Origin of the sequence: Terasakiella sp. 4MB5A (genome assembly GCF_050058155.1) — a bacterium.
Classification (GTDB): domain Bacteria; phylum Pseudomonadota; class Alphaproteobacteria; order Rhodospirillales; family Terasakiellaceae; genus Terasakiella; species Terasakiella halodenitrificans.
On sequence record NZ_CP188815.1, the window covers coordinates 851,003 to 869,509 of the forward strand.

Annotated in this window: 24 protein-coding genes and 1 pseudogene; 7 read left to right on the top strand and 18 right to left on the bottom strand. The window is 47.3% G+C overall.

The features are described 5' to 3' along the window. Position 1 precedes the first annotated feature (1 nt). Genes cobI through cobM form a run of 3 tightly spaced genes read left to right on the top strand, consistent with a single transcriptional unit; the run spans position 2 to position 3,281 of the window. Entirely contained in the window at positions 2–706 is a 705-nt protein-coding gene (gene cobI, locus ACI0FF_RS04155; RefSeq protein WP_419798870.1) for a precorrin-2 C(20)-methyltransferase, read from the top strand. Then, positions 703–2,520 (top strand): precorrin-3B C(17)-methyltransferase, encoded by a 1,818-nt coding sequence (gene cobJ, locus ACI0FF_RS04160; protein ID WP_419798871.1) that lies wholly within the window; start codon positions 703–705, stop codon positions 2,518–2,520. Before cobI ends, cobJ begins: the two co-directional genes overlap by 4 nt. After that, entirely contained in the window at positions 2,517–3,281 is a 765-nt protein-coding gene (gene cobM / locus ACI0FF_RS04165; protein ID WP_419798872.1) for a precorrin-4 C(11)-methyltransferase, read from the top strand. The genes cobJ and cobM overlap by 4 nt, the downstream gene beginning before the upstream one ends. Here the strand turns inward: cobM and ACI0FF_RS04170 are convergent. The 9 genes and pseudogenes from ACI0FF_RS04170 to ACI0FF_RS04210 form a co-directional block, all read right to left on the bottom strand. Next, a pseudogene (locus ACI0FF_RS04170) lies at positions 3,278–3,886 on the bottom strand (DNA-3-methyladenine glycosylase I). The gene cobM and the pseudogene ACI0FF_RS04170 overlap by 4 nt on opposite strands. 49 nt (positions 3,887–3,935) lie before the next feature. Beyond that, positions 3,936–4,262, bottom strand: a complete 327-nt coding sequence (locus ACI0FF_RS04175) for a substrate-binding periplasmic protein (protein WP_419798873.1) — start codon at positions 4,260–4,262, stop codon at positions 3,936–3,938. Positions 4,263–4,282: 20 nt separating this feature from the next. Further along, positions 4,283–4,702 (bottom strand): transporter substrate-binding domain-containing protein, encoded by a 420-nt coding sequence (locus ACI0FF_RS04180; protein WP_419798874.1) that lies wholly within the window; start codon positions 4,700–4,702, stop codon positions 4,283–4,285. Positions 4,703–4,794: 92 nt separating this feature from the next. Next, positions 4,795–5,754 (bottom strand): SLAC1 anion channel family protein, encoded by a 960-nt coding sequence (locus ACI0FF_RS04185; RefSeq protein ID WP_419798875.1) that lies wholly within the window; start codon positions 5,752–5,754, stop codon positions 4,795–4,797. Between the two features lie 188 nt (positions 5,755–5,942). Further along, positions 5,943–6,482 (bottom strand): F0F1 ATP synthase subunit B, encoded by a 540-nt coding sequence (locus ACI0FF_RS04190; RefSeq protein WP_419798876.1) that lies wholly within the window; start codon positions 6,480–6,482, stop codon positions 5,943–5,945. Further along, complete coding sequence (locus ACI0FF_RS04195; RefSeq protein ID WP_419798877.1) at positions 6,482–6,970, bottom strand: F0F1 ATP synthase subunit B'; 489 nt, start codon at positions 6,968–6,970, stop codon at positions 6,482–6,484. Before ACI0FF_RS04195 ends, ACI0FF_RS04190 begins: the two co-directional genes overlap by 1 nt. A gap of 74 nt (positions 6,971–7,044) precedes the next feature. Beyond that, positions 7,045–7,269, bottom strand: coding sequence for an ATP synthase subunit C family protein (locus ACI0FF_RS04200; RefSeq protein ID WP_069189405.1), 225 nt, complete (start codon positions 7,267–7,269; stop codon positions 7,045–7,047). A 119-nt stretch (positions 7,270–7,388) separates the two neighbouring features. After that, a complete protein-coding gene (locus ACI0FF_RS04205; RefSeq protein WP_419798878.1) occupies positions 7,389–8,117 on the bottom strand; it encodes a F0F1 ATP synthase subunit A in 729 nt (242 codons plus the stop codon). 26 nt (positions 8,118–8,143) lie between these two features. Further along, a complete protein-coding gene (locus ACI0FF_RS04210) occupies positions 8,144–8,509 on the bottom strand; it encodes an AtpZ/AtpI family protein (protein ID WP_419798879.1) in 366 nt (121 codons plus the stop codon). A gap of 290 nt (positions 8,510–8,799) precedes the next feature. Here ACI0FF_RS04210 and ACI0FF_RS04215 point away from each other — a divergent pair, with 290 nt between their 5' ends. Further along, on the top strand, positions 8,800–9,258 hold the full coding sequence (locus ACI0FF_RS04215) for an Lrp/AsnC family transcriptional regulator (protein WP_419798880.1): 459 nt from the start codon (positions 8,800–8,802) through the stop codon (positions 9,256–9,258). Between the two features lie 6 nt (positions 9,259–9,264). Here the strand turns inward: ACI0FF_RS04215 and ACI0FF_RS04220 are convergent, their stop codons facing one another. The 7 genes from ACI0FF_RS04220 to ACI0FF_RS04250 form a co-directional block, all read right to left on the bottom strand. Further along, entirely contained in the window at positions 9,265–9,687 is a 423-nt protein-coding gene (locus ACI0FF_RS04220) for a hypothetical protein (RefSeq protein ID WP_419798881.1), read from the bottom strand. A gap of 83 nt (positions 9,688–9,770) precedes the next feature. Beyond that, positions 9,771–10,133 carry a hypothetical protein gene (locus tag ACI0FF_RS04225; RefSeq protein ID WP_419798882.1) on the bottom strand — a complete coding sequence of 121 codons (363 nt, stop codon included), beginning with the start codon at positions 10,131–10,133 and terminating at the stop codon, positions 9,771–9,773. Between the two features lie 74 nt (positions 10,134–10,207). Further along, a complete protein-coding gene (locus ACI0FF_RS04230) occupies positions 10,208–10,528 on the bottom strand; it encodes a hypothetical protein (RefSeq protein ID WP_419798883.1) in 321 nt (106 codons plus the stop codon). A 12-nt stretch (positions 10,529–10,540) separates the two neighbouring features. Then, entirely contained in the window at positions 10,541–11,221 is a 681-nt protein-coding gene (gene radC / locus ACI0FF_RS04235) for a RadC family protein (protein WP_419798884.1), read from the bottom strand. A gap of 81 nt (positions 11,222–11,302) precedes the next feature. After that, positions 11,303–12,049: a type I methionyl aminopeptidase gene (gene map, locus ACI0FF_RS04240; protein ID WP_419799688.1), complete on the bottom strand. Its 747-nt coding sequence runs from the start codon at positions 12,047–12,049 to the stop codon at positions 11,303–11,305. A 119-nt stretch (positions 12,050–12,168) separates the two neighbouring features. After that, the gene (gene sfsA / locus ACI0FF_RS04245) at positions 12,169–12,867 is read right to left on the bottom strand and encodes a DNA/RNA nuclease SfsA (RefSeq protein ID WP_419798885.1); all 699 of its coding nucleotides are present in this window, start codon (positions 12,865–12,867) and stop codon (positions 12,169–12,171) included. Then, positions 12,864–13,781: a methyltransferase domain-containing protein gene (locus tag ACI0FF_RS04250; protein ID WP_419798886.1), complete on the bottom strand. Its 918-nt coding sequence runs from the start codon at positions 13,779–13,781 to the stop codon at positions 12,864–12,866. The genes sfsA and ACI0FF_RS04250 overlap by 4 nt, the downstream gene beginning before the upstream one ends. Before the next feature lie 69 nt (positions 13,782–13,850). Here ACI0FF_RS04250 and ACI0FF_RS04255 point away from each other — a divergent pair, with 69 nt between their 5' ends. The 3 genes from ACI0FF_RS04255 (at position 13,851) to ACI0FF_RS04265 (ending at position 15,778) form a co-directional block, all read left to right on the top strand. After that, entirely contained in the window at positions 13,851–14,558 is a 708-nt protein-coding gene (locus tag ACI0FF_RS04255) for a ComF family protein (RefSeq protein WP_419798887.1), read from the top strand. A 119-nt stretch (positions 14,559–14,677) separates the two neighbouring features. After that, a complete protein-coding gene (grxC, locus tag ACI0FF_RS04260; protein ID WP_419798888.1) occupies positions 14,678–14,935 on the top strand; it encodes a glutaredoxin 3 in 258 nt (85 codons plus the stop codon). A 15-nt stretch (positions 14,936–14,950) separates the two neighbouring features. Next, positions 14,951–15,778 (top strand): carbon-nitrogen hydrolase family protein, encoded by an 828-nt coding sequence (locus tag ACI0FF_RS04265; RefSeq protein WP_419798889.1) that lies wholly within the window; start codon positions 14,951–14,953, stop codon positions 15,776–15,778. Here the strand turns inward: ACI0FF_RS04265 and ACI0FF_RS04270 are convergent. Together ACI0FF_RS04270 and ACI0FF_RS04275 are read right to left on the bottom strand one after the other, a co-directional pair. Further along, complete coding sequence (locus ACI0FF_RS04270; RefSeq protein ID WP_419798890.1) at positions 15,775–17,784, bottom strand: adenylate/guanylate cyclase domain-containing protein; 2,010 nt, start codon at positions 17,782–17,784, stop codon at positions 15,775–15,777. The two genes, ACI0FF_RS04265 and ACI0FF_RS04270, sit on opposite strands and share 4 nt — an antisense overlap. Positions 17,785–17,894: 110 nt before the next feature. Next, complete coding sequence (locus tag ACI0FF_RS04275) at positions 17,895–18,404, bottom strand: hypothetical protein (protein ID WP_419798891.1); 510 nt, start codon at positions 18,402–18,404, stop codon at positions 17,895–17,897. Positions 18,405–18,507: the final 103 nt, after the last annotated feature.

Here is an 18,507-nt window from a genome sequence, read left to right on the forward strand (position 1 = left end):
CATGGCAGGTACTTTGTACGGTCTGGGCATTGGTCCGGGCGATCCAGATTTAATTACCTTAAAGGCGCTGAATATTCTTCAGGCAGCCCCGGTGATTGCCTATCCGGCCCCGGTTGGTAAGCCAAGCTTGGCGCGATCCATTGTTGAAAAACACCTTCCTGGTGGACAGGATGAAATTAAAATCGATACACCGATGATCCCCGGCGAATTCCCCGCCAATGATGTTTATGACCGATATAGCGAAGAAATTGCGCAGAAATTATCTGAGGGTAAAGATGTTGCAGTTTTGTGCGAAGGTGACCCGTTCTTTTTCGGATCGTTCATGTATATCTATGCCCGATTGGCGGATCGTTTTGAAACGCTTGTTGTACCCGGTGTCTCTTCTGCGATGGCAAGCTGTTGCCAGTTGGGTGTGCCGATTACATCGCGCGCCGATGTGTTGACGATTTTACCGGCACCGCTGCCCAGTGAAGATTTGTTAGAACGTCTGCAACTGTGTGATGCGGCGATCATTATGAAAGTGGGTCGCCACTTTGCCAAGGTGCGTGATGTGATCGGCACCTTGGGATTAAACGAACATGCTTACTACATTGAACATGCCACGATGGAGACCCAGAAAATGATGGCTCTGGATGAGGCAACTTTTGAAAAGGCACCGTATTTTTCGATGATTATTGTACATAAACGCGGCGAGGCGTGGAAATGACCCAGAAGACAACACCGGCATTGATTTGTCTCAGCACAGGTGGCTATCAACTGGCGCAAGAACTAGCCCTGACAATGGGGGATGTGGAAATTCACGGTTTGAAAAAACGCCTCCCTGATTGCGCGATTACCTTTGACAATACCATTGATCATTTGCGCAGCCTGTTTCGCAAGGGACAACCAATTATCGGCATCTGTGCTAGCGGTATTTTGATCCGCGCACTGGCCCCGTTGCTGGCGGATAAATGGGCAGAACCGCCCGTGGTTGCGGTTGCTGAAGATGCATCCTGTGCCGTTCCGTTGCTGGGGGGACATCACGGGGCAAATGAATTGGCGCGCTGGATTGCCGATATTTTGGACGGGGCTGCTGCCATAACAACAGCTGGGGAATTGAATTTCGGTGTGGCACTGGACGAACCACCGCGTGGTTGGCGAATTGCCAATCCTGATTACGCGAAAGAAGTTGCCGCCGCTTTGTTGAACCATGATCCGGTTTCCTTGGAAGTCGAAGCGGGTGAGGCGATCTGGTTGGAAGAAAAAGGCCTGTCTTTTGAAGATGTCGGTTTCCCGCGTATTCGTATTTCTGATCGGGATGTTGAACCTGACGGCAATGAATTGCTATTCCATCCGCCCGTACTGGCCTTGGGTGTAGGATGTGAAAGAAATTGCCCGGCCGATCATTTAATCGAACATGCCTTGGCAACCTTGGCCAGCGCTGGCTTGTCGCGCCAATCAATTGGCTGTGTGGTCTCTGTTGATGTCAAAGCAAACGAAGCAGCGGTGCATGCCTTGGCCGATGTGCTGGGGGTGCCGGCACGTTTCTTCACCCCCGAAGAATTGGAAGCCCAAACCCCGCGCCTGAAGAACCCGTCTGATATTGTCTTTGACGAGGTCGGTTGTCATGGTGTGGCCGAAGGCGCTGCGTTGGCGGCCGTTGGTGGTCTTGGTGAACTGGTTGTTGAAAAACAAAAAACAGATAAGGCAACCTGTGCAATTGGACGTTCCCCCGTTGATTTACAGCCCGCAGCATTGGGCCGGGCGCAGGGATATTTATCTGTAATTGGTATTGGCCCGGGTTCTGATGAATGGCGATCCCCACAGGCAACACAAGCCTTGCGCGATGCCACTGACGTGGTGGGGTATGGTTTGTACCTTGATCTGGTCGAAGACTTGATCGTTGGGAAAGACCGTCACGAAAGCGGTCTGGCGAATGAAGAAAAACGTGCCCGTATTGCCCTTGATCTGGCGGCAGAGGGAAAACGGGTCTGTCTGGTTTGTTCTGGTGATGCCGGGATTTATGCCTTGGCAACATTGGCATTTGAATTGCTGGATAAAGAAAATAAACCGGAATGGAACCGTCTGCGCATTGATGTTGCACCGGGTATTTCGGCCTTGCAAGCCTGTGCGGCGCGCATTGGGGCACCGATCAACCATGATTTTTGCACTATTTCCCTGTCCGATCTGTTGACACCGTGGGAAGATATCCAACGACGGTTGAAAGCGGCGGCTGATGGTGATTTTGTGGTGGCATTCTATAACCCGCGTTCTAAACGCCGGGTGACACAGATTGAAAAAGCCCGTGATATCTTGTTGACGGGCCGTCCGCCAGAAACACCTGTTGTTCTGGGCCGTAATCTGGGCCGTGCGACAGAAAGCCTTGAGGTGATAACATTGGGCGAATTAACATCCGATCATGCCGATATGCTGACAATGGTTTTGGTGGGTTCCAGTCAAAGCCGTGTCATTGAACGCGGTGTTAATAAATGGGTCTATACGCCCCGGGGCTATGAAAAGAAAATGAAGGTGCAATCATGACGGTTTATTTTATCGGTGCAGGTCCGGGGGCACCGGACTTAATCACGGTGCGTGGACTTAATATTATTAAGGCAGCCCCAGTTGTGTTGTTTGCCGGATCCTTGGTCCCGGAAGGTATTGTTGCCCAAGCTGATAAGGCAGCTGTGGTGAAAGATACGGCGCCGATGCATTTGGACGAGATCATTACTGAAATCGAAGAAGCGCACAAACAAGGTCATGATGTCGCCCGTGTTCATTCCGGGGATCCCTGTCTTTACGGGGCGATTGCCGAACAGATGCGCCGTCTGGATAAACTAGATATTGATTATGAAGTTGTGCCCGGTGTGTCAGCTTATGCGGCAGCCTCGGCGGCTTTAAAGACCGAACTCACTTTACCGGATGTATCCCAATCCATCGTTTTGACGCGTACGGCTGTTCGTTCTTCCAAAATGCCGAATAACGAGGATCTGGAAACCTTTGCCAAAAGCGGCGCAACCTTGGCAATTCATTTGTCGGTTAATAACCTGAAACACGTGGTGGACACACTAAGCCCTTATTATGGTGAAGACTGCCCGGTTGTTGTGGCCTATCGTGTGTCATGGCCAGATGAAGCCTTTATTCACGGCACACTTTCTGACATCCGTGCCAAGGTGAAAGACAGCGGGATTACCCGCACGGCTTTGATTTTGGTTGGTCATGTGCTGGGCAGTGAAGATTTTACCGACAGCAAGCTTTATGACGTGGACCATACCCATGTCTTGCGAGAAAAGAAAAAATCTTAGGCGAGGCGTTTATGAACCTCGGATTGTAGGTGGTAGATTTTTTCATAGTGCGGGCAGGTGATAACATGGTCGTTTACGATACTTATGGCTTGCATATAGGCGTAAACAGTTGTTGTTCCTAAAAATTTGAAGCCTTTCTTTTTGAGATCCTTGCTGATGAGTGTGGAAAGGTCGGTTTTACTTGCGATTTCATCAAGGGTTTCAATTTTATTGTTAATTGGTGTGTTATCGACAAAAGACCAGATATAGCGATTGAAGGAGCCATATTCCTTTTGAATCATCTATAGGGCCTGGGCATTGTTAATGGTTGAAGCAATCTTTTGTCGGTGACGAACAATACCTTCAAACAGAACTAATCTGTCAATGTCAGCTTCGTTCATTTGAGCAACACGGTCGATGTCAAAATTAAAAAAGGCCTCGCGATAGCCTTCTCTTTTGGCAAGGATTGTACTCCAGCTCAAGCCAGATTGGGCGCTTTCCAATGTCAGCATTTCAAAATGTGTATTGTCATCAAAAACAGGCACGCCCCATTCCGCATTATGATATGCGAGTTCACGCTCACTCTTAGTTGCCCATGTACAAGATGTCATTACGTTGCGTTCCATCAATAAAGAAAACGTATGTTAGATATCAGAAGGCTCTTTGAAAACTGTCTCAGCGGTATTTGTCCCATATTTTCTGATAGGTCTGATTATAGCGGATCATGCGTAGCCCTTTATTGAATGTATCTACGATTTGTTCAATACCGGGTTTGTTACGTGAAAAACAGAGATAATATGGCTGCGAACTTAATTCAAAATATCTGATTTTTTTTGCACTACCGTTTAGGGACATTTGATAGAGGATCGTGTCTCGATAAGAATAAATGGCATCCACACGTTCGGCATTTAAAAGCGAGAGTAATTGTTTGTTGTTGTTGGCTTCGTTTATTGTAATGTTGTTTTTGGTTAATAATTCTTTTTCGATCGCATATCCGCGCACAACACCAATCGTCAGGCCGCTCAGTTGGTCAAGAGTTGTTTCAGTTGGTCAAGAGTTGTTATAGTGTTAATAGACGATGTTTCGTTTATGAAAATGCCTTGACTATGATGTCCAATGCTATCGGAAAATAGAAAATCTGTTTCTCGCGAGGGATGGTAAGAACATCCGCATAGTCCATCTGCTTGTTGGCGTTTCACCATTTCAACACTGCGTTTCCAAGGATAAAAATTAAAATCTACTTTATCGCCGGTTACCTCAAATACGTTGCGCATAATGTCAAGGTCTATACCTCTATGTGGCTCAGTGTTATCTTTTGCTTCAATTTTGTAAGGAGGAAAATGGGTGCATGCCATGTGAATATTTTTTTCATTTGCATGTGCAATGTCAGCCAATAATAATGAAAATAATATTAGAATAAGGTGTTTGTAGCGCTGTTTCATTGCATTTACCTGCTTTCAAAGATAGATACAGGATATGTGGATTGAAACACAAATGACAAGATATGTAAAAATACGCTGAGTATAATTGCGGATTAGTCCGGGACGCAGACTTCGCATTTTAATAAGGCAATAAGGGTTCGCAGGAATAAACTGACAATGACAACAAGTGTCAGAATATAAAGGACTTGTGCGAGATAGTCGAAAAAGGTGAGATGGGTCAATTGGCCCATTAAAAGGGTAGCACTGGTGAAAGCAGCCAGTGGGAAGGTGTAGGCCCACCACGACATGGCAAATTTAATGCGCACCATGCGGTGAATTTGAGAAAGCAGTAAACAGAAGAAAAAGGCTGCCCAATAATAGATTAACCGTCCAAATGTATCGAGTTCGCCGGTCATCTGAATGTAGGAGACAAAACCGATACTGGGGGGGGCGAGTAGAATAAACAAAGTCGGCATTAACTTTTGCGCCATGGGGTTGTGAAACATCAACCGGTTGATAATCAGGATCAGTAGGATTACCCAAAATAGGATTCCCCACGCAAAGAAAAACCAGGATAGTTCCAAGGAGGCGTGCCGTACACCGACCAAGGGAACAATAATATTCCCAACAGCAGGGATAAACCATGCAGGTGTACTGTGGACAACCTCATAACGGGCATGACTGATCCAGCTGCTGATGATGGACATTGACAGAAAAAATTGGAAAAAAGTCCCGGTAGCCCATAGAAAAAATGAGAGCCGTTCATTGATGGGGTAAAAAGCAGCGCCAAGTAAAAGTAAGCTGATACTGGCGGCAGGGAAAAAGCTGATTTTAATGGGGTGGTTCCAATCTGCGAGAACAGCTTGAGGGTAGCGCAACGATTTCAGGGTATAAGTTGCAAGGATTGCAATGTAAATTGCCAATGTCAGATAGGCGAGTGTGTAAAATACAATACCATTACTGCCGAGCATCCATTCCATTTTATGTGAAATAATGGTCAAACCAGACAACCCCATCGTCGTTGCGAACATGGGAAGCGGGAAATATTGAAGACTGTTTTGGTTTTCTGACATGAGTATGATCTTGAAAATGGAAGGGGGATGGGGAGAAGCTTATCTCTCTTGATCGTGATACGCAATAAGCGCGTGTGTGGCATTGATGATTATCAATGAAGTCTAATGTAATAATTTAGACAAAAAAAAGAGCCTCCAAAAATAGGAGACTCTTTTTTTAAGATGCGATTAGCCGATAGAGGCTATGCTTAGTTGCTCAATTGAGAAGGCAACTCGGCAATAGCAGCATCGATCATGGCATTGGCCTTCGGTGCAGAAATCCCTTCTGTGAGCAGTTGCTCAGCAGCGGAGATTGCAACACGTGTTGCCAGGTCCTGAATTTCAGCGATAGCAGAGGCTTCAGCTTGTGCAATACGAGCTTCGGCTGCGGCTTCGCGACGCTTCAGGGCGTTTTCCAGATCGGTTTTCGACTTAGCTTCCAGTCGAGCCGCTTCGTCTTTCGCACGCTGCAGGATTTTAGCGGCTTCTTCTTCCGCTTCCTGTTGCTTGCGTTTGTAAGAAGCCAGAAGTTCCTGTGCTTCTTCACGAAGTTTTTCGGCTTCGTCCAGCTGTGCTTTAATCGTATCGGCGCGATCGTCCAGAGCCGTGGCCAGTATACGACCTACTGGTTTGGCTGCAAAGACCATCAGAACGACGAATGCCAGGGCAACCCAGAATGTGGGATCGTGAAGCATACCGCCGTCAGCGTGTTCAGCTGCACCAGAGGCAGCGTGTGCAACACTAATCATCAGTTCTGCTCCATTGCTTTGGCAACAGCGGCATTCACCGCTGCGTCGTCTACGGAAACACCAGCCAGTTTTTCAACAGTTGCCTTTGCGACATCTGCAGAAACACCGGTGATATTTGCAAGCGCCTTGTCTTTTGCTTCCGCGATGCGGGCTTCAGCGTCTGACAACTTTTTGTCCAGTTTGGCCGCCAGCTCTTCCTGAGCTTTGGCCTGAGCAGCGTTCGCTTGATCGATCACGACTTTTACTTCGTCTTGAGCTTTCGAGCGAGCCTCTGCGAGAGACTGTTCATAAGCAGCAGCAGCTTGTTCCGCTTCAACTTTTAAAGCGGCAGCCTTTGCGAGGTTTTCATCGATGCGTGTTTGACGCTCGTCGAGTACCTCTGCAATGCGCGGCAGCGCCACCTTGGCCATGATGAAATACATCGCCAAGAAGGTGATCACGAGCCATACGATTTGCGGGGCAAATGTGGTCACATCTAACTGTGGCATATTGCGCTCCTTCCAAAAAAAGTTCGAAAGGTCACCGAGAATTCAGTGACCTATGAAACTTCGATTATCGACTCTTAGGTGAAGAGGATAAGGAAAGAGATGAGCAGTGCGTACAAAGCAACCGCCTCAACAAGTGCGAAGCCAAGCATAGCCAGGCCGAATACTTGTGAACGAGCAGCAGGGTTGCGTGCAACAGAGCCGATCAGAGAAGAGAAGATGTTACCAATACCAGCACCAACGCCAGACAGGCCGATTACAGCCAGACCAGCACCGATCATTTTAGCAGCAGCGAGTTCCATAGATCTAAGTCCTATAAGAAAAGTAAAAAAGTGAAACTTTAAAGGGTTCGCGCTTCGTCATCACCTGAAGTCAACAAACCCTTAAAGTCTGCGAAGTTCCTGTACTAAGTTGCTTAGGCTTAGTGCAGGTGGATGGAGTCGTTCAAGTAGATGCAAGTCAATACGGCAAAGACGTAAGCTTGCAAGAACGCCACCAAAAACTCAAAACCTGTCAGGGCAACGTCAACGGCGAAAGGCGCCCACCCACCGAGGAAGCCAAGCGGCACGATGAAGGCAGCGAATACTTTCATCATTGTGTGACCAGCGGTCATGTTGGCAAACAAACGAATGGACAGCGAAACCGGACGGGACAGATAAGAAATAATTTCAATCGGCACCAGAAGCGGCAACATAACAGACGGAACGCCACCAGGTACGAAGAATGTAAAGAAGTGCAGACCGTGGCGCGCGATACCGATCAGCGTGACGCCGATGAAAACGGCCATCGCCAAGGTAAAGGTCACGGCAACATGACTTGTAAATGTGAAGCTGTAGGGTAACAGACCAAGGAAGTTACCAAACAGAATGAACATAAACAGTGAGAAGATGATCGGGAAATATTTGCGGCCTTCATTGCCGACGTTATCCCGGACCATGTCCGCTACGAAGGAGTAGCTCAGCTCAGCCATTGACTGCCAGCGACCCGGTACAAGTGCGCGACTGCCCATGCCCATGATCAAGAAAATGCTGACCACAGCAACGGTGGCAATCATTGCAACGGCGGAGTTTGTTAAAGAAGCGTCAATACCAGCGAACTCTACAGGTACGATGGTGTTGATTTGAAACTGATGTAGCGGATTGTTCGACACAGTGCCCTCATCTTTGCCCTATTGGGCTAATCCCTTAAATTGTCGTCCTTTTCGCGCTTTTCAAAATCTTCTTTATAGCCAACGGCAATATCAAGACCCTGAACGGTGCGAAAAACGTTCATAATTCCGGCGGCAGCGCCCAAGAAGAAAAACAAGACCATTAACCACGGTTTTGTATCGAACACATACGTGTCCAGTGCATAACCGATCCCGACGCCGACGGCTAAACCAGAAACAAGGTCTGCACCGCAACGTAAGGCTAGTCCCAAACCCTTGGGCGGTTCGTTGGTCGCTGCCTTCAAACCGCGCGGCGCTGTGGAATTACCACGCGCTGCTTTCAATCGGGTTTCGAACTGGTCCAGTTCGGAAAGTTTTTTGTCGTCGTCGCTCATTCAAGTCTCCCATTATACGGGAAGAAAAACGCGCAAGAGACAAGCCTTCCCCCACTTCTCGACTCATTAGCCGAAGTGCGTCGCAACATATATATGCACACCCTCTCTGTCAAGGGGCGAAAACCTGATTGTAATTCATTGAAATATAAAAAGAAAAAGTGGAAATACCAGTTGTGTTTTTCGTGTGTGGAAGGGAATCCGTGAAAAAGGTGGAATGAAAGATTCTGGGATTCCTTTTTTCCTATGATATGATTTTTCTAAATTTGATGAATTGAAAGAAAATTATCCTCATGGATGCCGTAGATAAAAAAATATTACGCCTGTTGCAAAAAGATGCATCAATGCCGATTGGTGAAGTGGCCGAAAAGGTCAATTTGTCGACGACACCTTGTTGGCGTCGGATTCAAAACCTTGAAAAAAAAGGGGTGATCAAAGGGCAGGTCGCCTTGTTGGAAGAAACACAACTAAATTTAAAAACAACCGTTTTTGTGACAGTGAAAACAGCTCGTCATGACCTTGAATGGTTTAAGACGTTTTCTGAAGCCGTGGCGTCCATTGATGAAGTGGTCGAATTTTATCGCATGAGCGGTGATGTGGATTATCTGCTGAAAGTCGTTGTACCCGATATTCAGGCCTATGACCGGGTTTATAAGCGTTTGATCCAGCAGGTACAACTCAGTGATGTTTCCTCGTCTTTCGCGATGGAAAAACTAAAGTGCACCACTGAGTTACCACTAGAATATGTATAAAGTGTTTTAGTTTGTAGCCGTTCCTGTTACGTCTTCTTTTTTAGCTTGAGCACTTTTGGGGTCTAATGGAGTAAAATCGATTGAACATTTCTTTTGAATAGCAACTTTTTGAATTGCTTCTTGTTCACCTTTTAGGCGCGCATACTCTTGTGCCTCGGGGCCATCTCCGCCTTCCAGCAAAAATAGTGTGGGCCAGAACAATACAAGGCCGATACCCATTTGGGCTGTGTCTGCATCGGCTTTATTTTTTAAATTCCCATACAATTCATTGACACGATAAGAAATTCGGCTGCTTTCCTCTGTTAATTGGTCACAGTCATAATTTCTGTATTGAATGTCAGATACATAAGCGGTGTTGATCTTATCAGGTTGGGATGCGCATGCTGTTAAAAAAGACGTGATTCCCAAGGCTAATAGAGCTTTCTTCATTGTTACCTACCTCTTAAACAAAAAAAACAACTTATAAGAGAGAGGGTTTACGTTTGCAAGATAACAATTACTGTTTAACAACGTTAGCTAATCCAAATGCCCGTTGCCATGAGTGGGTCTGAGCTATCATTGATCGTAATTGTGACCATAAAATCATCGTCGCTTTTGCTGAATTTACATTTATAGACAAGGCCAACCAGACCTGCGCGTTTCAATGACGTGACGAAATGGGTTTTGATCACTTTACCCATTGAATTCGCAATATTTTGTTGGTTCTTATGGAAATCTTCTTTGGTGATGTTTTGCTTGAGGGCACCTTCGAAATAGCTGCAAAAGGTGTCGTAATCACCTTCATCTTGGGCTTTGAGGATACCATCGACAATAGGTTGAGCTTTTTGCAGGGCTTCAATCTGGTTGGCGCCTAGTTTTCCAAAGTTGTTTTCCATAAATTTGATCCTTTTCTAATCTGTTCCAAGACCTATGCCGGGGGAAGGCACCGAAATCAAGGGAAAATCCTGATTTATGAGATATGAATAGCCAAAGCATGTGGGGATGTTGAAGTATCTGTCAGCAGAATACTGAGAAGAAAATCGCTTTGGGAGGTGCTGAAACGCACTGTGTATAAAAGCCATGGGTTGCCATTTTTTGAGAGGGTCGCTAAGAACTTCGGGGGGTGCATCTGGCCAAATTCTCGTTGCAGATCCTGTTGAAATTCCCGGATTTCTTCAGGGTTAATACTGTTGCGTAATGGGGCATCAAACAAAGAGATAAAAAGATCTGGATCCAGTGTGTTTTGAGATAAAACAATGGCGGCAATCAGTTTTTCACGTGAATCCATCATGATATTTCCTTTTTAAAGCAGGCCAGTATTTTTGAAACTGTAATAGCCCTTGCGACTGACGATGACATGGTCATGAATTTCGATACTTAAAGGTCGGGCAATGGATTTTATGCGCTTGGTTACATCAATATCGGCAGGCGACGGGGTGGTGTCGCCGCTGGGATGGTTATGGACCATGATGAGGGCGGAGGCCTCCAGCTCCAAGGCGCGTTTTATGACTTCACGGGGGTAGACGGGGGTATGGTCAATGGTGCCACGCTGTTGCAATTCATCGGCAATCAGCACGTTTTTGCGATTAAGGTAGAGCAGGCGAAACTGTTCCACCCCGTGATAGGCCATAGAAGCCCGGCAATAATCCAGCAGCATTTGCCATGACGATAGAACAGGTTTATTCATCACCTGTTCCTGTGCCAATCGAATGGCACCGGCTTGTGCGATTTTAAGCGCGCAAACGGCAGCTTCGCCTAACCCGTCTTCCAAGGCCAGCGTACGGGCATCAGCACTGATGACTTCGGCAAAACTGCCAAAGGTAGTGATTAAGCGTTTGGCAAGCGGTTTGACATCACCGCGTGGAATGGCGCCAAAAAGCAGCAGTTCAATGAGTTCATAATCGTGCAGGCTTTCGCTGCCGGTTTTGAGGAAACGGGCACGCAGGCGTTTACGATGACCAATGTAATGGGGCTTATCACTCACTTTAAAGACCTCAAACAGACATAAAAAAACGATGCGAATTTTTGTTCCGCATCGTTTCCTATGATCGGTCTTGAGGGATTTTTATTGATAAGGCGGTTTGTCCCAGCCTTTTTCCGACAAGGTAAAGATTTCGCACCCGTCTTTGGTTACGCCGATGGAATGTTCAAACTGTGCAGACAGGGAACGATCGCGTGTGACAGCCGTCCAGCCATCGGACAGGATTTTAATATCGAATTTCCCGGCGTTGATCATGGGCTCAATCGTGAAGAACATACCCTCTTGCAGGACAGGTCCGTCATTGGGATTGCCGTCGGCATAGTGCAGAACATTGGGGGCATCGTGAAAAACACGGCCTAGACCATGTCCGCAAAAATCACGCACAACCGAATACCGCTGGGCTTCTGCATGCATCTGGATCGCATGGCCAATGCGGTTCAGCGGCACACCCGGTTTGACTTCTTTAATGCCAAGCATGAGGCATTCATAGGTGATATCAATCAGTTTGCTGGCCTTGACCTTGGTTTTCCCAACCGGGAACATGCGTGATGTATCGCCGTACCAACCGTCTAAAATGGTGGTGACATCAATATTGACGATATCGCCTTCAATGAGTTTTTTATCACCCGGAATACCGTGACAGACCACATGGTTGATCGATGTGCAGATGGATTTTGGAAAACCGCGATAATTTAGTGGTGCGCAAACAGCGCCGTGGTCGGTGATAAAATCATGACACAGTTTGTCCAGTTCGCCGGTGGTCACACCCGGTTCAACGTAAGGCGTAATGAAGTCGAGCGTCTGGGCGGCCAGCTTGCCTGACTTGCGCATGCCTTCGAAATCTTCGGGCTTATGAATTTTAATCGGTCCACGGGCCAATGTGCTTTTCCTTTATCTCTGGCGTTCTTCCAAATGAATGGTGGTTCGCCTTTTATTTATTCCAAAATGCGTTAAAAGGCAACCGGCAGGGGGCTGTCCACGTTAATCTCGTCTGTTTCAACGCAACATTGATAACAGATAACCTCGACGCCCCGTTTGATTGCCGTCTTTAATTCGTCGTCATAGGTCGGATCGATATCACGCGCGATATCCATAATTTTGCAATCCGGGCGTTGCACCAGATAGAACATAACAGCACGGTGGCCTTGTTCAACCATATCGCCAAGTTCACGCAAGTGTTTGGCCCCGCGCGAGGTCACGGCATCGGGGAAGTCGGCGTTGTCCCCGCGTCGCAGGGTGACATTTTTGACTTCGACATAACAGGTTGGTTTGGCGTCATCTTCCAGCAAAATATCGATGCGGGAATTTTGGCCATATTTGACTTCGCGGCGCAAGCTTGCGTAACCGGAAAGTTCCTGAACTTGACCCGCCAGAATGGCTTCTTCGACAATTTTGTTGGGATGGGAGGTATTGATGCCGACGTTATGCCCATCTACCTCGATAATTTCCCATGTATATTTCAGTTTGCGTTTGGGATTGTTGCTGGGCGATAACCAAACGGTCGACCCTGCTTCCTTAACCGACAACATGGACCCGGAATTGGCACAATGGGCGGTGACAACATCGCCGTTTTCCAGTTCCACGTCCGCCATAAACCGTTTGTAACGTTTGATCAGTTTACCTTTGATCAGGTCTGTTTCAAACTTCATTTGTTTTCTCCGGTCAATACATGTTCGGGCACGCCAAGGGCATCTGCCAGACTTGTTGCTGCCGCACCGGGTTTAAGGGGCTGAGGTTGGCTGGGGTCTGCCTTCCACGCGGTCAGGAACATAACTTGGAAAGTAGCGGGAATACGCCCGTCTGCATCGCGGAATTCGTCCATATAACGTTGTGCGGCCTTAAAAATCAGGCTGCGTTTGGTCAGGTTTTTGCGCCGTTCCAGAACCTTGTTATTCTCGCCCATCCCTTTCAGGTCTTTCATAAGTTTGAGCGGGTTTTCATAGGAAACGGTGATGGCATCAGAATCAACCACAGGCAGAGTAAAGCCCGCACGCTGCAACAACATACCTGCATCGCGCACATCGGCAAACGGCGAGATGCGCGGGCTGAGGCCGCCGTCGACCTCCATTTCCGCATCGCTGAGGGACTGGCGCAGTTCACGCAAGGATTCAATACCGAACATGGTGCCGATAAACAGACCATCCGGTTTTAAGCAGCGGTTGATTTGTAACAAGGTGCCGGGCAGGTCATTCACCCAATGAAGGCTGAGGTTTGACATGATCAAGTCAAACTTTCCGGCAGCAAAGGGAAGAAATTCTTCATCGGCAACGACGGAAGTTGCGCCTTTGTCCTTGGCGCGCCCGATCATGCCTTCGGACAGATCGCATTGAATGAGATGACCGATTTTACTGCGTCCGCTCATCAGTTCGGCAATTTCACCGCCATGACAGCCGATATCCAGTGCCAGTGGGAAATCGCGCACCACATCGTCCAGACGTTCACACAGGCGATCGGCGACTTCTTTATGAAGAAAATCGAAATCCTGCCATGTGCGGGCCGCACGGTTGCGGTGTTCACGCACCATTTTGCGGTCAAAAACATTCATGATTTCGAGATCAGACATAAAAAAAGCCCTCATGCGTTCATAGAGAATGCAACACATAAGCAGCTACACCTGTGAGGTCAAACCCAAATGGCACCATTTTCAAAAGTTTTAGACCTTTTTTTGCCGCCTCGGTGCATTTCTTGTCAGAAAATCGTCGTTGATCCTTATACCCTTTGTCAAGATTGTTGGGAACAGGCCTGTTTTTTAAGTGCCCCCTGTTGTCAAACTTGTGGCTTGCCGTTTGAATTTGACGTTCCTGATAGTGCCCTGTGTCTGGATTGCGCGTTATGCGCGCCACCGTTTGCACAGGCCCGATCTGTTTTCCCTTATGATGATTTTGTCCGGGATTTGATTTTGGCGTTTAAACATGGCGACCGAACCGATCTCGCCCCGGCTTTTGCGGGTTGGATGGCGCAAAGTGCTGCGCCCTTGATCGGACAATGCGATGTGGTGGTGCCGGTTCCCCTGCATTGGCGCAGATTGTTGAAACGGCGATATAATCAGGCGGCTTTGCTGGCCCTTGAAATGTCAAAACGCAGTGGTTTAAAGTATGAACCCGCCCTGTTAAAACGCACCCGCCATACACCTGTACAGGGCCATCTATCGCGTATGGCCCGGCAAAAGAACCTGCAAGGGGCCTTTCAGGTCATTGGCGATATTGAGGGGATGCGTATTTTACTGGTTGATGACGTTATGACCACAGGGGCGACTGTTATGGGCTGCACCAAAGCTTTGTTAGGGGCTGGGGCCAAGGAAGTCCGTGTCGTAACCTTGGCTCGTGTGCTTCCTAAATAAAATGGTTTGAACAAACTGAACCACTTTTCAGATCTCTTTAATCACGCGAACTTGATCTGGCAAAAGTTGTAAATGATGCTATATCAGATAAACAGACAGACGAAGATACAGAGATACGGATGACTAAAATCGAAATATACACGACCCGCACTTGTCCTTATTGCCTGCGTGCCAAGGCGTTGTTGCAGCAAAAAGGCGTGGGATATAAAGAAATTGATGTAAACTCCGCGCCGAATTTGCGACAGGATATGATGAAGCGGGCCAACGGTGGCTATACTGTTCCGCAGATTTTTATCAATGATGAACATATCGGCGGGTGTGATGAAATGTATGCATTGGAGCGCGCCGGAAAACTGGACCCGAAACTGGCTCTATAAAAGGTGAATGAAAAAATGACGTTATTCAAAGCCGCGTGTGTGCAGGTGAATGCCAGCAATGATATGGACACCAATATTGCCAAGGCGAGCGATATGGTACGCGAGGCCGCAGCGCAAGGTGCAAACCTGATTTGCCTGCCGGAAAATGTTGCCATGATGGAGTTTGGCGGTGAAAACGTTATTGCGAAATCTTATCCGCAAGCCGAACACCCTGGTCTGAGTGCTTTTCGTGATTTAGCCGTTGAAACAAAAAGCTGGATTTTAATCGGGTCACTCGCCATTCGTTTGGAAAATGGTAAAGTTGCCAACCGTTGTTTTTTATTGAACGATCAAGGTGAGATTGTCGGGCAATACGATAAAATTCATTTATTCGATGTGGATTTAGCCGGCGGTGAAAGCTATCGGGAATCCAACACATTTGACGGTGGAGATCGGGCGGTTCTGGCTCAAACCCCGTGGGGATCATTGGGGATGAGCATTTGCTACGATGTCCGTTTTCCTCATCTTTATCGCGGTTATGCCCAAGCAGGGGCAAATATCATTACGGTTCCGGCAGCCTTTACCAAGCAAACGGGCGAGGCGCATTGGAAAGTTCTTTTACGGGCACGTGCCATTGAAACAGGGTGTTATGTGATTGCGCCTGGGCAGTGTGGGGAACATAAAGGAGGCCGTCAAACATACGGGCATTCGCTGATTATCAGCCCATGGGGCGAAGTTTTGGCTGAAGGGGCAGATGAACCATGTGTGTTGACGGCTGATATTGATGTGGATGTGGTCGCAGCAACGCGGGGGAAAATTCCATCCTTAAAACATGACCGCGCCTATCAACTTGAGCTGTCTTAATCAACCTGCTTTGTCTCGCTTGATGTCGCTTGCTGTGCCTCACTGCTTGCAGTCTGCTGCGCTGTTTTTGTTTTGGGCGGGGTCATTGGAAAACCCATATCGAACCCTGTATCCTGTTTCTTTTGAGGTTTCAGGACATGCACACTCATGTCCGGGGCAATGCCTTCTGTACTGACAGGTGCGCTTAGGTGCACAGGAAGGTTTTCCTCAGAATCGGTATCGTTATTGTTTTCTTGCAGGGAAACCGTTTCCTCTAGATTAATGTCCTCATAGGTAAGAGGAGGAGCTTTCCAATCCAGTAGATAGATCTGTTGAGGCTGTTCGAATCCTTTTAATTTTTGCAAGCCCTGATCCATAAAGGTGTAAACGGGCTGGTCGCCAAAGACATCTTTTAATTCTTGGGAAATGGCGATCTGATTGCCTTCTGCTTTATTACAAATACGCGCTGCCAATTGAACGGCGGATCCAAATAAGTCGTTATTTTTTTTAATTGGCTCGCCTATATGCACGCCGATCCTGAGTTGAAAGGGGAATTCCGGGTTGGCGTTGTTGTTGCCTTCAACTCGTTTTTGAATTTCGATAGCCGCCTGTAAGGCCAAGTCGTAATCTTGGAATGAGGCCATAATACCATCGCCAAGATGTTTGACTTCCTTGCCTTCAAAATTGGTCAGGGCTGTTCGAACGGTAAGATCGTGGTTCCTTAAGGCTTCTTGTGCGGCATAGTCACCATGCTTGGTTGCCAGATCGGTGGATCCAACCATGTCGGTGAACATGATGGTTAACAGGTTGGGGTTTTGTGTCGTTTTTTGAACAGGTTTCCAGTTGACCCATTCTTCCATAACCGAACGAATGTATAGCGGTGCCGATTGATCGCCTTCGGCAAAACGGGCGGCTATTTTTCCGCTTTCTTCAAACAAAGCCAAATGACGCGGATGTTGCAGGTATCTCTCGTATTCTTCTTCAAAACGCTGGGCCTGATCGGGTTTGGCCCCCAGCATTTCAATAATACGGTGTAGAATGACTTGCGTTTCATCTGCGCGCAGGTTGTGGTCTTTTGCCAGCCGTAGAACCGCCCCGGTCATAAACATGTTCAACCCGAACCGGTTCAGGTTTTCCATGCCGCTGTCTGGACCTTTCAAGGCACCGAGGCAAGTCCCTAAAAAGTTGATCAGGAACATTTTTTGTTGCTGACCTTCTTGTGATAATTCGACTTCCCCTTGTGTCGGCAGTGATGTTTCTTCAGTCGCAGGACTTAAGTCAAAAATATTGAATTCTTCGTCCTGTTCTTCTGTTTCCTTTGGCGTGAAAACAGGTTTGATCTTGTCAATTGCCTCTGCCGCTTTTGCCATATCACGTGCGATTTTGGTTGGTTCTGGTGGTGTCGCTTTACGTACGCGCTTTTTGAAAATATTCAGATCGAAACGGTTGGTATAATGGGCATAGCTGGAACTGGCAGCGATCATGAATACCAATGTAAACATACCCATAAGCAGGAATTTTTGAACACTGTCAGCCTGAGAAATATCAAAGGCGCGAATAAGCAGGTATAGCATTGCTGTAGATGCCCCGCCTGCCCCTGCACCAACGCTGATAATTGTCAGCCAGATGCCCAAGAACATAGGTGCGGAAACCTTGACTTTTGGGGCTGTTTTCGGATCTAACGTATCCAGGTACATATCAATATCGTCATTCAGATATCCGACACGACCATTACTGGAAACCGCAATATTGGCCCAACTGTTTGCACGTTTGGTTTTTGCAACTTTGTCTACATCTGTTGGGCTGATCCCGTTCTTATAGATCAGGCGTTCTTCATGACGTCCGGTTCGCGGGTTGTAATCTTCCAGAACGACGCGCACGGGGAATGTTTTTTTTTCAAGACCCAAATCTTTGGCTTCGCGAACGGCAAGGATGCGTTCGTGATAAGGGTATCGGGCATGGACCTGCCAGCGCCCGTTTATGTAAATCTGGACCTCATAGGTCTGATTGTCGTCTATACCCATCATGAAACCTCGCTACTACTTTAGTAGCATGAACTAAGAAACGCCGAAAGAAAAGACCGACGTGCATTTAATTATAAAAAAGCTGAATGTTTGAAGGATATAAGATGGTTGTCTTAATTGAACAAGGCGTCGATGTCGCTTTGATCCATTGTGACCGGACTTTCGTTTTCGGTTTCCCCGCTGAGATCCGCTGTGCCGTGAATAATGGCGCTTAAGCGGTCTTGAAGGCGGTGAATTTCTTGTGCCGATTCGCTGACTTTAAAACGTAAATATTCCATATCGCCTGTTGCCAAGGCCTCTTCGGCATCTGCAATGGCCTGAAAAATGTTCATATCGACCAGCGCAATGGTGTCTTCAAAGGCTTGTTTATAAAGCGGTGGAACATGGTCGTAGACTTCAACGGCGAGATCTTTATCCGCAATGGTGCTGTCGCGGAAATGATCTTTGTACGGTTTGGGTTCCCATTCCTTGACCATATCAAGGCAGTCAGGCATGTCCGGCAACATATCAATCATCATGACAACTTCATTGAAGTGGTTCAGATAATCTGTCGCCAGCAGTGTCTCTTCACTGATGTTGGTGCCCTTGACCTTTTCCTGATAGGCCTTAAACTCTGGGCTCATGCCCTCCGTCACTTTTTTAGTCCTCTCGGTTATCCGTTTATTATTCTCTGGTTATCAGTTCAGTTGTTTTCTAAACCACAGTTATTATAAATACAAATGTATA

Excerpts from the sequence above, each read along its gene's own strand:
- ACI0FF_RS04220 (WP_419798881.1), bottom strand. The coding sequence starts at position 9,687 with ATGAAGAAAGCTCTATTAGCCTTGGGAATCACGTCTTTTTTAACAGCA.
- sfsA (WP_419798885.1), bottom strand. The coding sequence starts at position 12,867 with ATGAAGTTTGAAACAGACCTGATCAAAGGTAAACTGATCAAACGTTAC.
- ACI0FF_RS04230 (WP_419798883.1), bottom strand. The coding sequence starts at position 10,528 with ATGATGGATTCACGTGAAAAACTGATTGCCGCCATTGTTTTATCTCAA.
- map (WP_419799688.1), bottom strand. The coding sequence starts at position 12,049 with ATGCGCAAGTCAGGCAAGCTGGCCGCCCAGACGCTCGACTTCATTACG.
- ACI0FF_RS04275 (WP_419798891.1), bottom strand. The coding sequence starts at position 18,404 with ATGAGCCCAGAGTTTAAGGCCTATCAGGAAAAGGTCAAGGGCACCAAC.
- cobM (WP_419798872.1), top strand. The coding sequence starts at position 2,517 with ATGACGGTTTATTTTATCGGTGCAGGTCCGGGGGCACCGGACTTAATC.
- ACI0FF_RS04180 (WP_419798874.1), bottom strand. The coding sequence starts at position 4,702 with ATGAAACAGCGCTACAAACACCTTATTCTAATATTATTTTCATTATTA.
- ACI0FF_RS04190 (WP_419798876.1), bottom strand. The coding sequence starts at position 6,482 with ATGATTAGTGTTGCACACGCTGCCTCTGGTGCAGCTGAACACGCTGAC.
- cobI (WP_419798870.1), top strand. The coding sequence starts at position 2 with ATGGCAGGTACTTTGTACGGTCTGGGCATTGGTCCGGGCGATCCAGAT.
- grxC (WP_419798888.1), top strand. The coding sequence starts at position 14,678 with ATGACTAAAATCGAAATATACACGACCCGCACTTGTCCTTATTGCCTG.
- ACI0FF_RS04215 (WP_419798880.1), top strand. The coding sequence starts at position 8,800 with ATGGATGCCGTAGATAAAAAAATATTACGCCTGTTGCAAAAAGATGCA.
- ACI0FF_RS04255 (WP_419798887.1), top strand. The coding sequence starts at position 13,851 with ATGGCACCATTTTCAAAAGTTTTAGACCTTTTTTTGCCGCCTCGGTGC.
- ACI0FF_RS04265 (WP_419798889.1), top strand. The coding sequence starts at position 14,951 with ATGACGTTATTCAAAGCCGCGTGTGTGCAGGTGAATGCCAGCAATGAT.
- ACI0FF_RS04195 (WP_419798877.1), bottom strand. The coding sequence starts at position 6,970 with ATGCCACAGTTAGATGTGACCACATTTGCCCCGCAAATCGTATGGCTC.
- cobJ (WP_419798871.1), top strand. The coding sequence starts at position 703 with ATGACCCAGAAGACAACACCGGCATTGATTTGTCTCAGCACAGGTGGC.
- ACI0FF_RS04185 (WP_419798875.1), bottom strand. The coding sequence starts at position 5,754 with ATGTCAGAAAACCAAAACAGTCTTCAATATTTCCCGCTTCCCATGTTC.
- ACI0FF_RS04200 (WP_069189405.1), bottom strand. The coding sequence starts at position 7,269 with ATGGAACTCGCTGCTGCTAAAATGATCGGTGCTGGTCTGGCTGTAATC.
- ACI0FF_RS04270 (WP_419798890.1), bottom strand. The coding sequence starts at position 17,784 with ATGATGGGTATAGACGACAATCAGACCTATGAGGTCCAGATTTACATA.
- ACI0FF_RS04250 (WP_419798886.1), bottom strand. The coding sequence starts at position 13,781 with ATGTCTGATCTCGAAATCATGAATGTTTTTGACCGCAAAATGGTGCGT.
- ACI0FF_RS04210 (WP_419798879.1), bottom strand. The coding sequence starts at position 8,509 with ATGAGCGACGACGACAAAAAACTTTCCGAACTGGACCAGTTCGAAACC.
- ACI0FF_RS04225 (WP_419798882.1), bottom strand. The coding sequence starts at position 10,133 with ATGGAAAACAACTTTGGAAAACTAGGCGCCAACCAGATTGAAGCCCTG.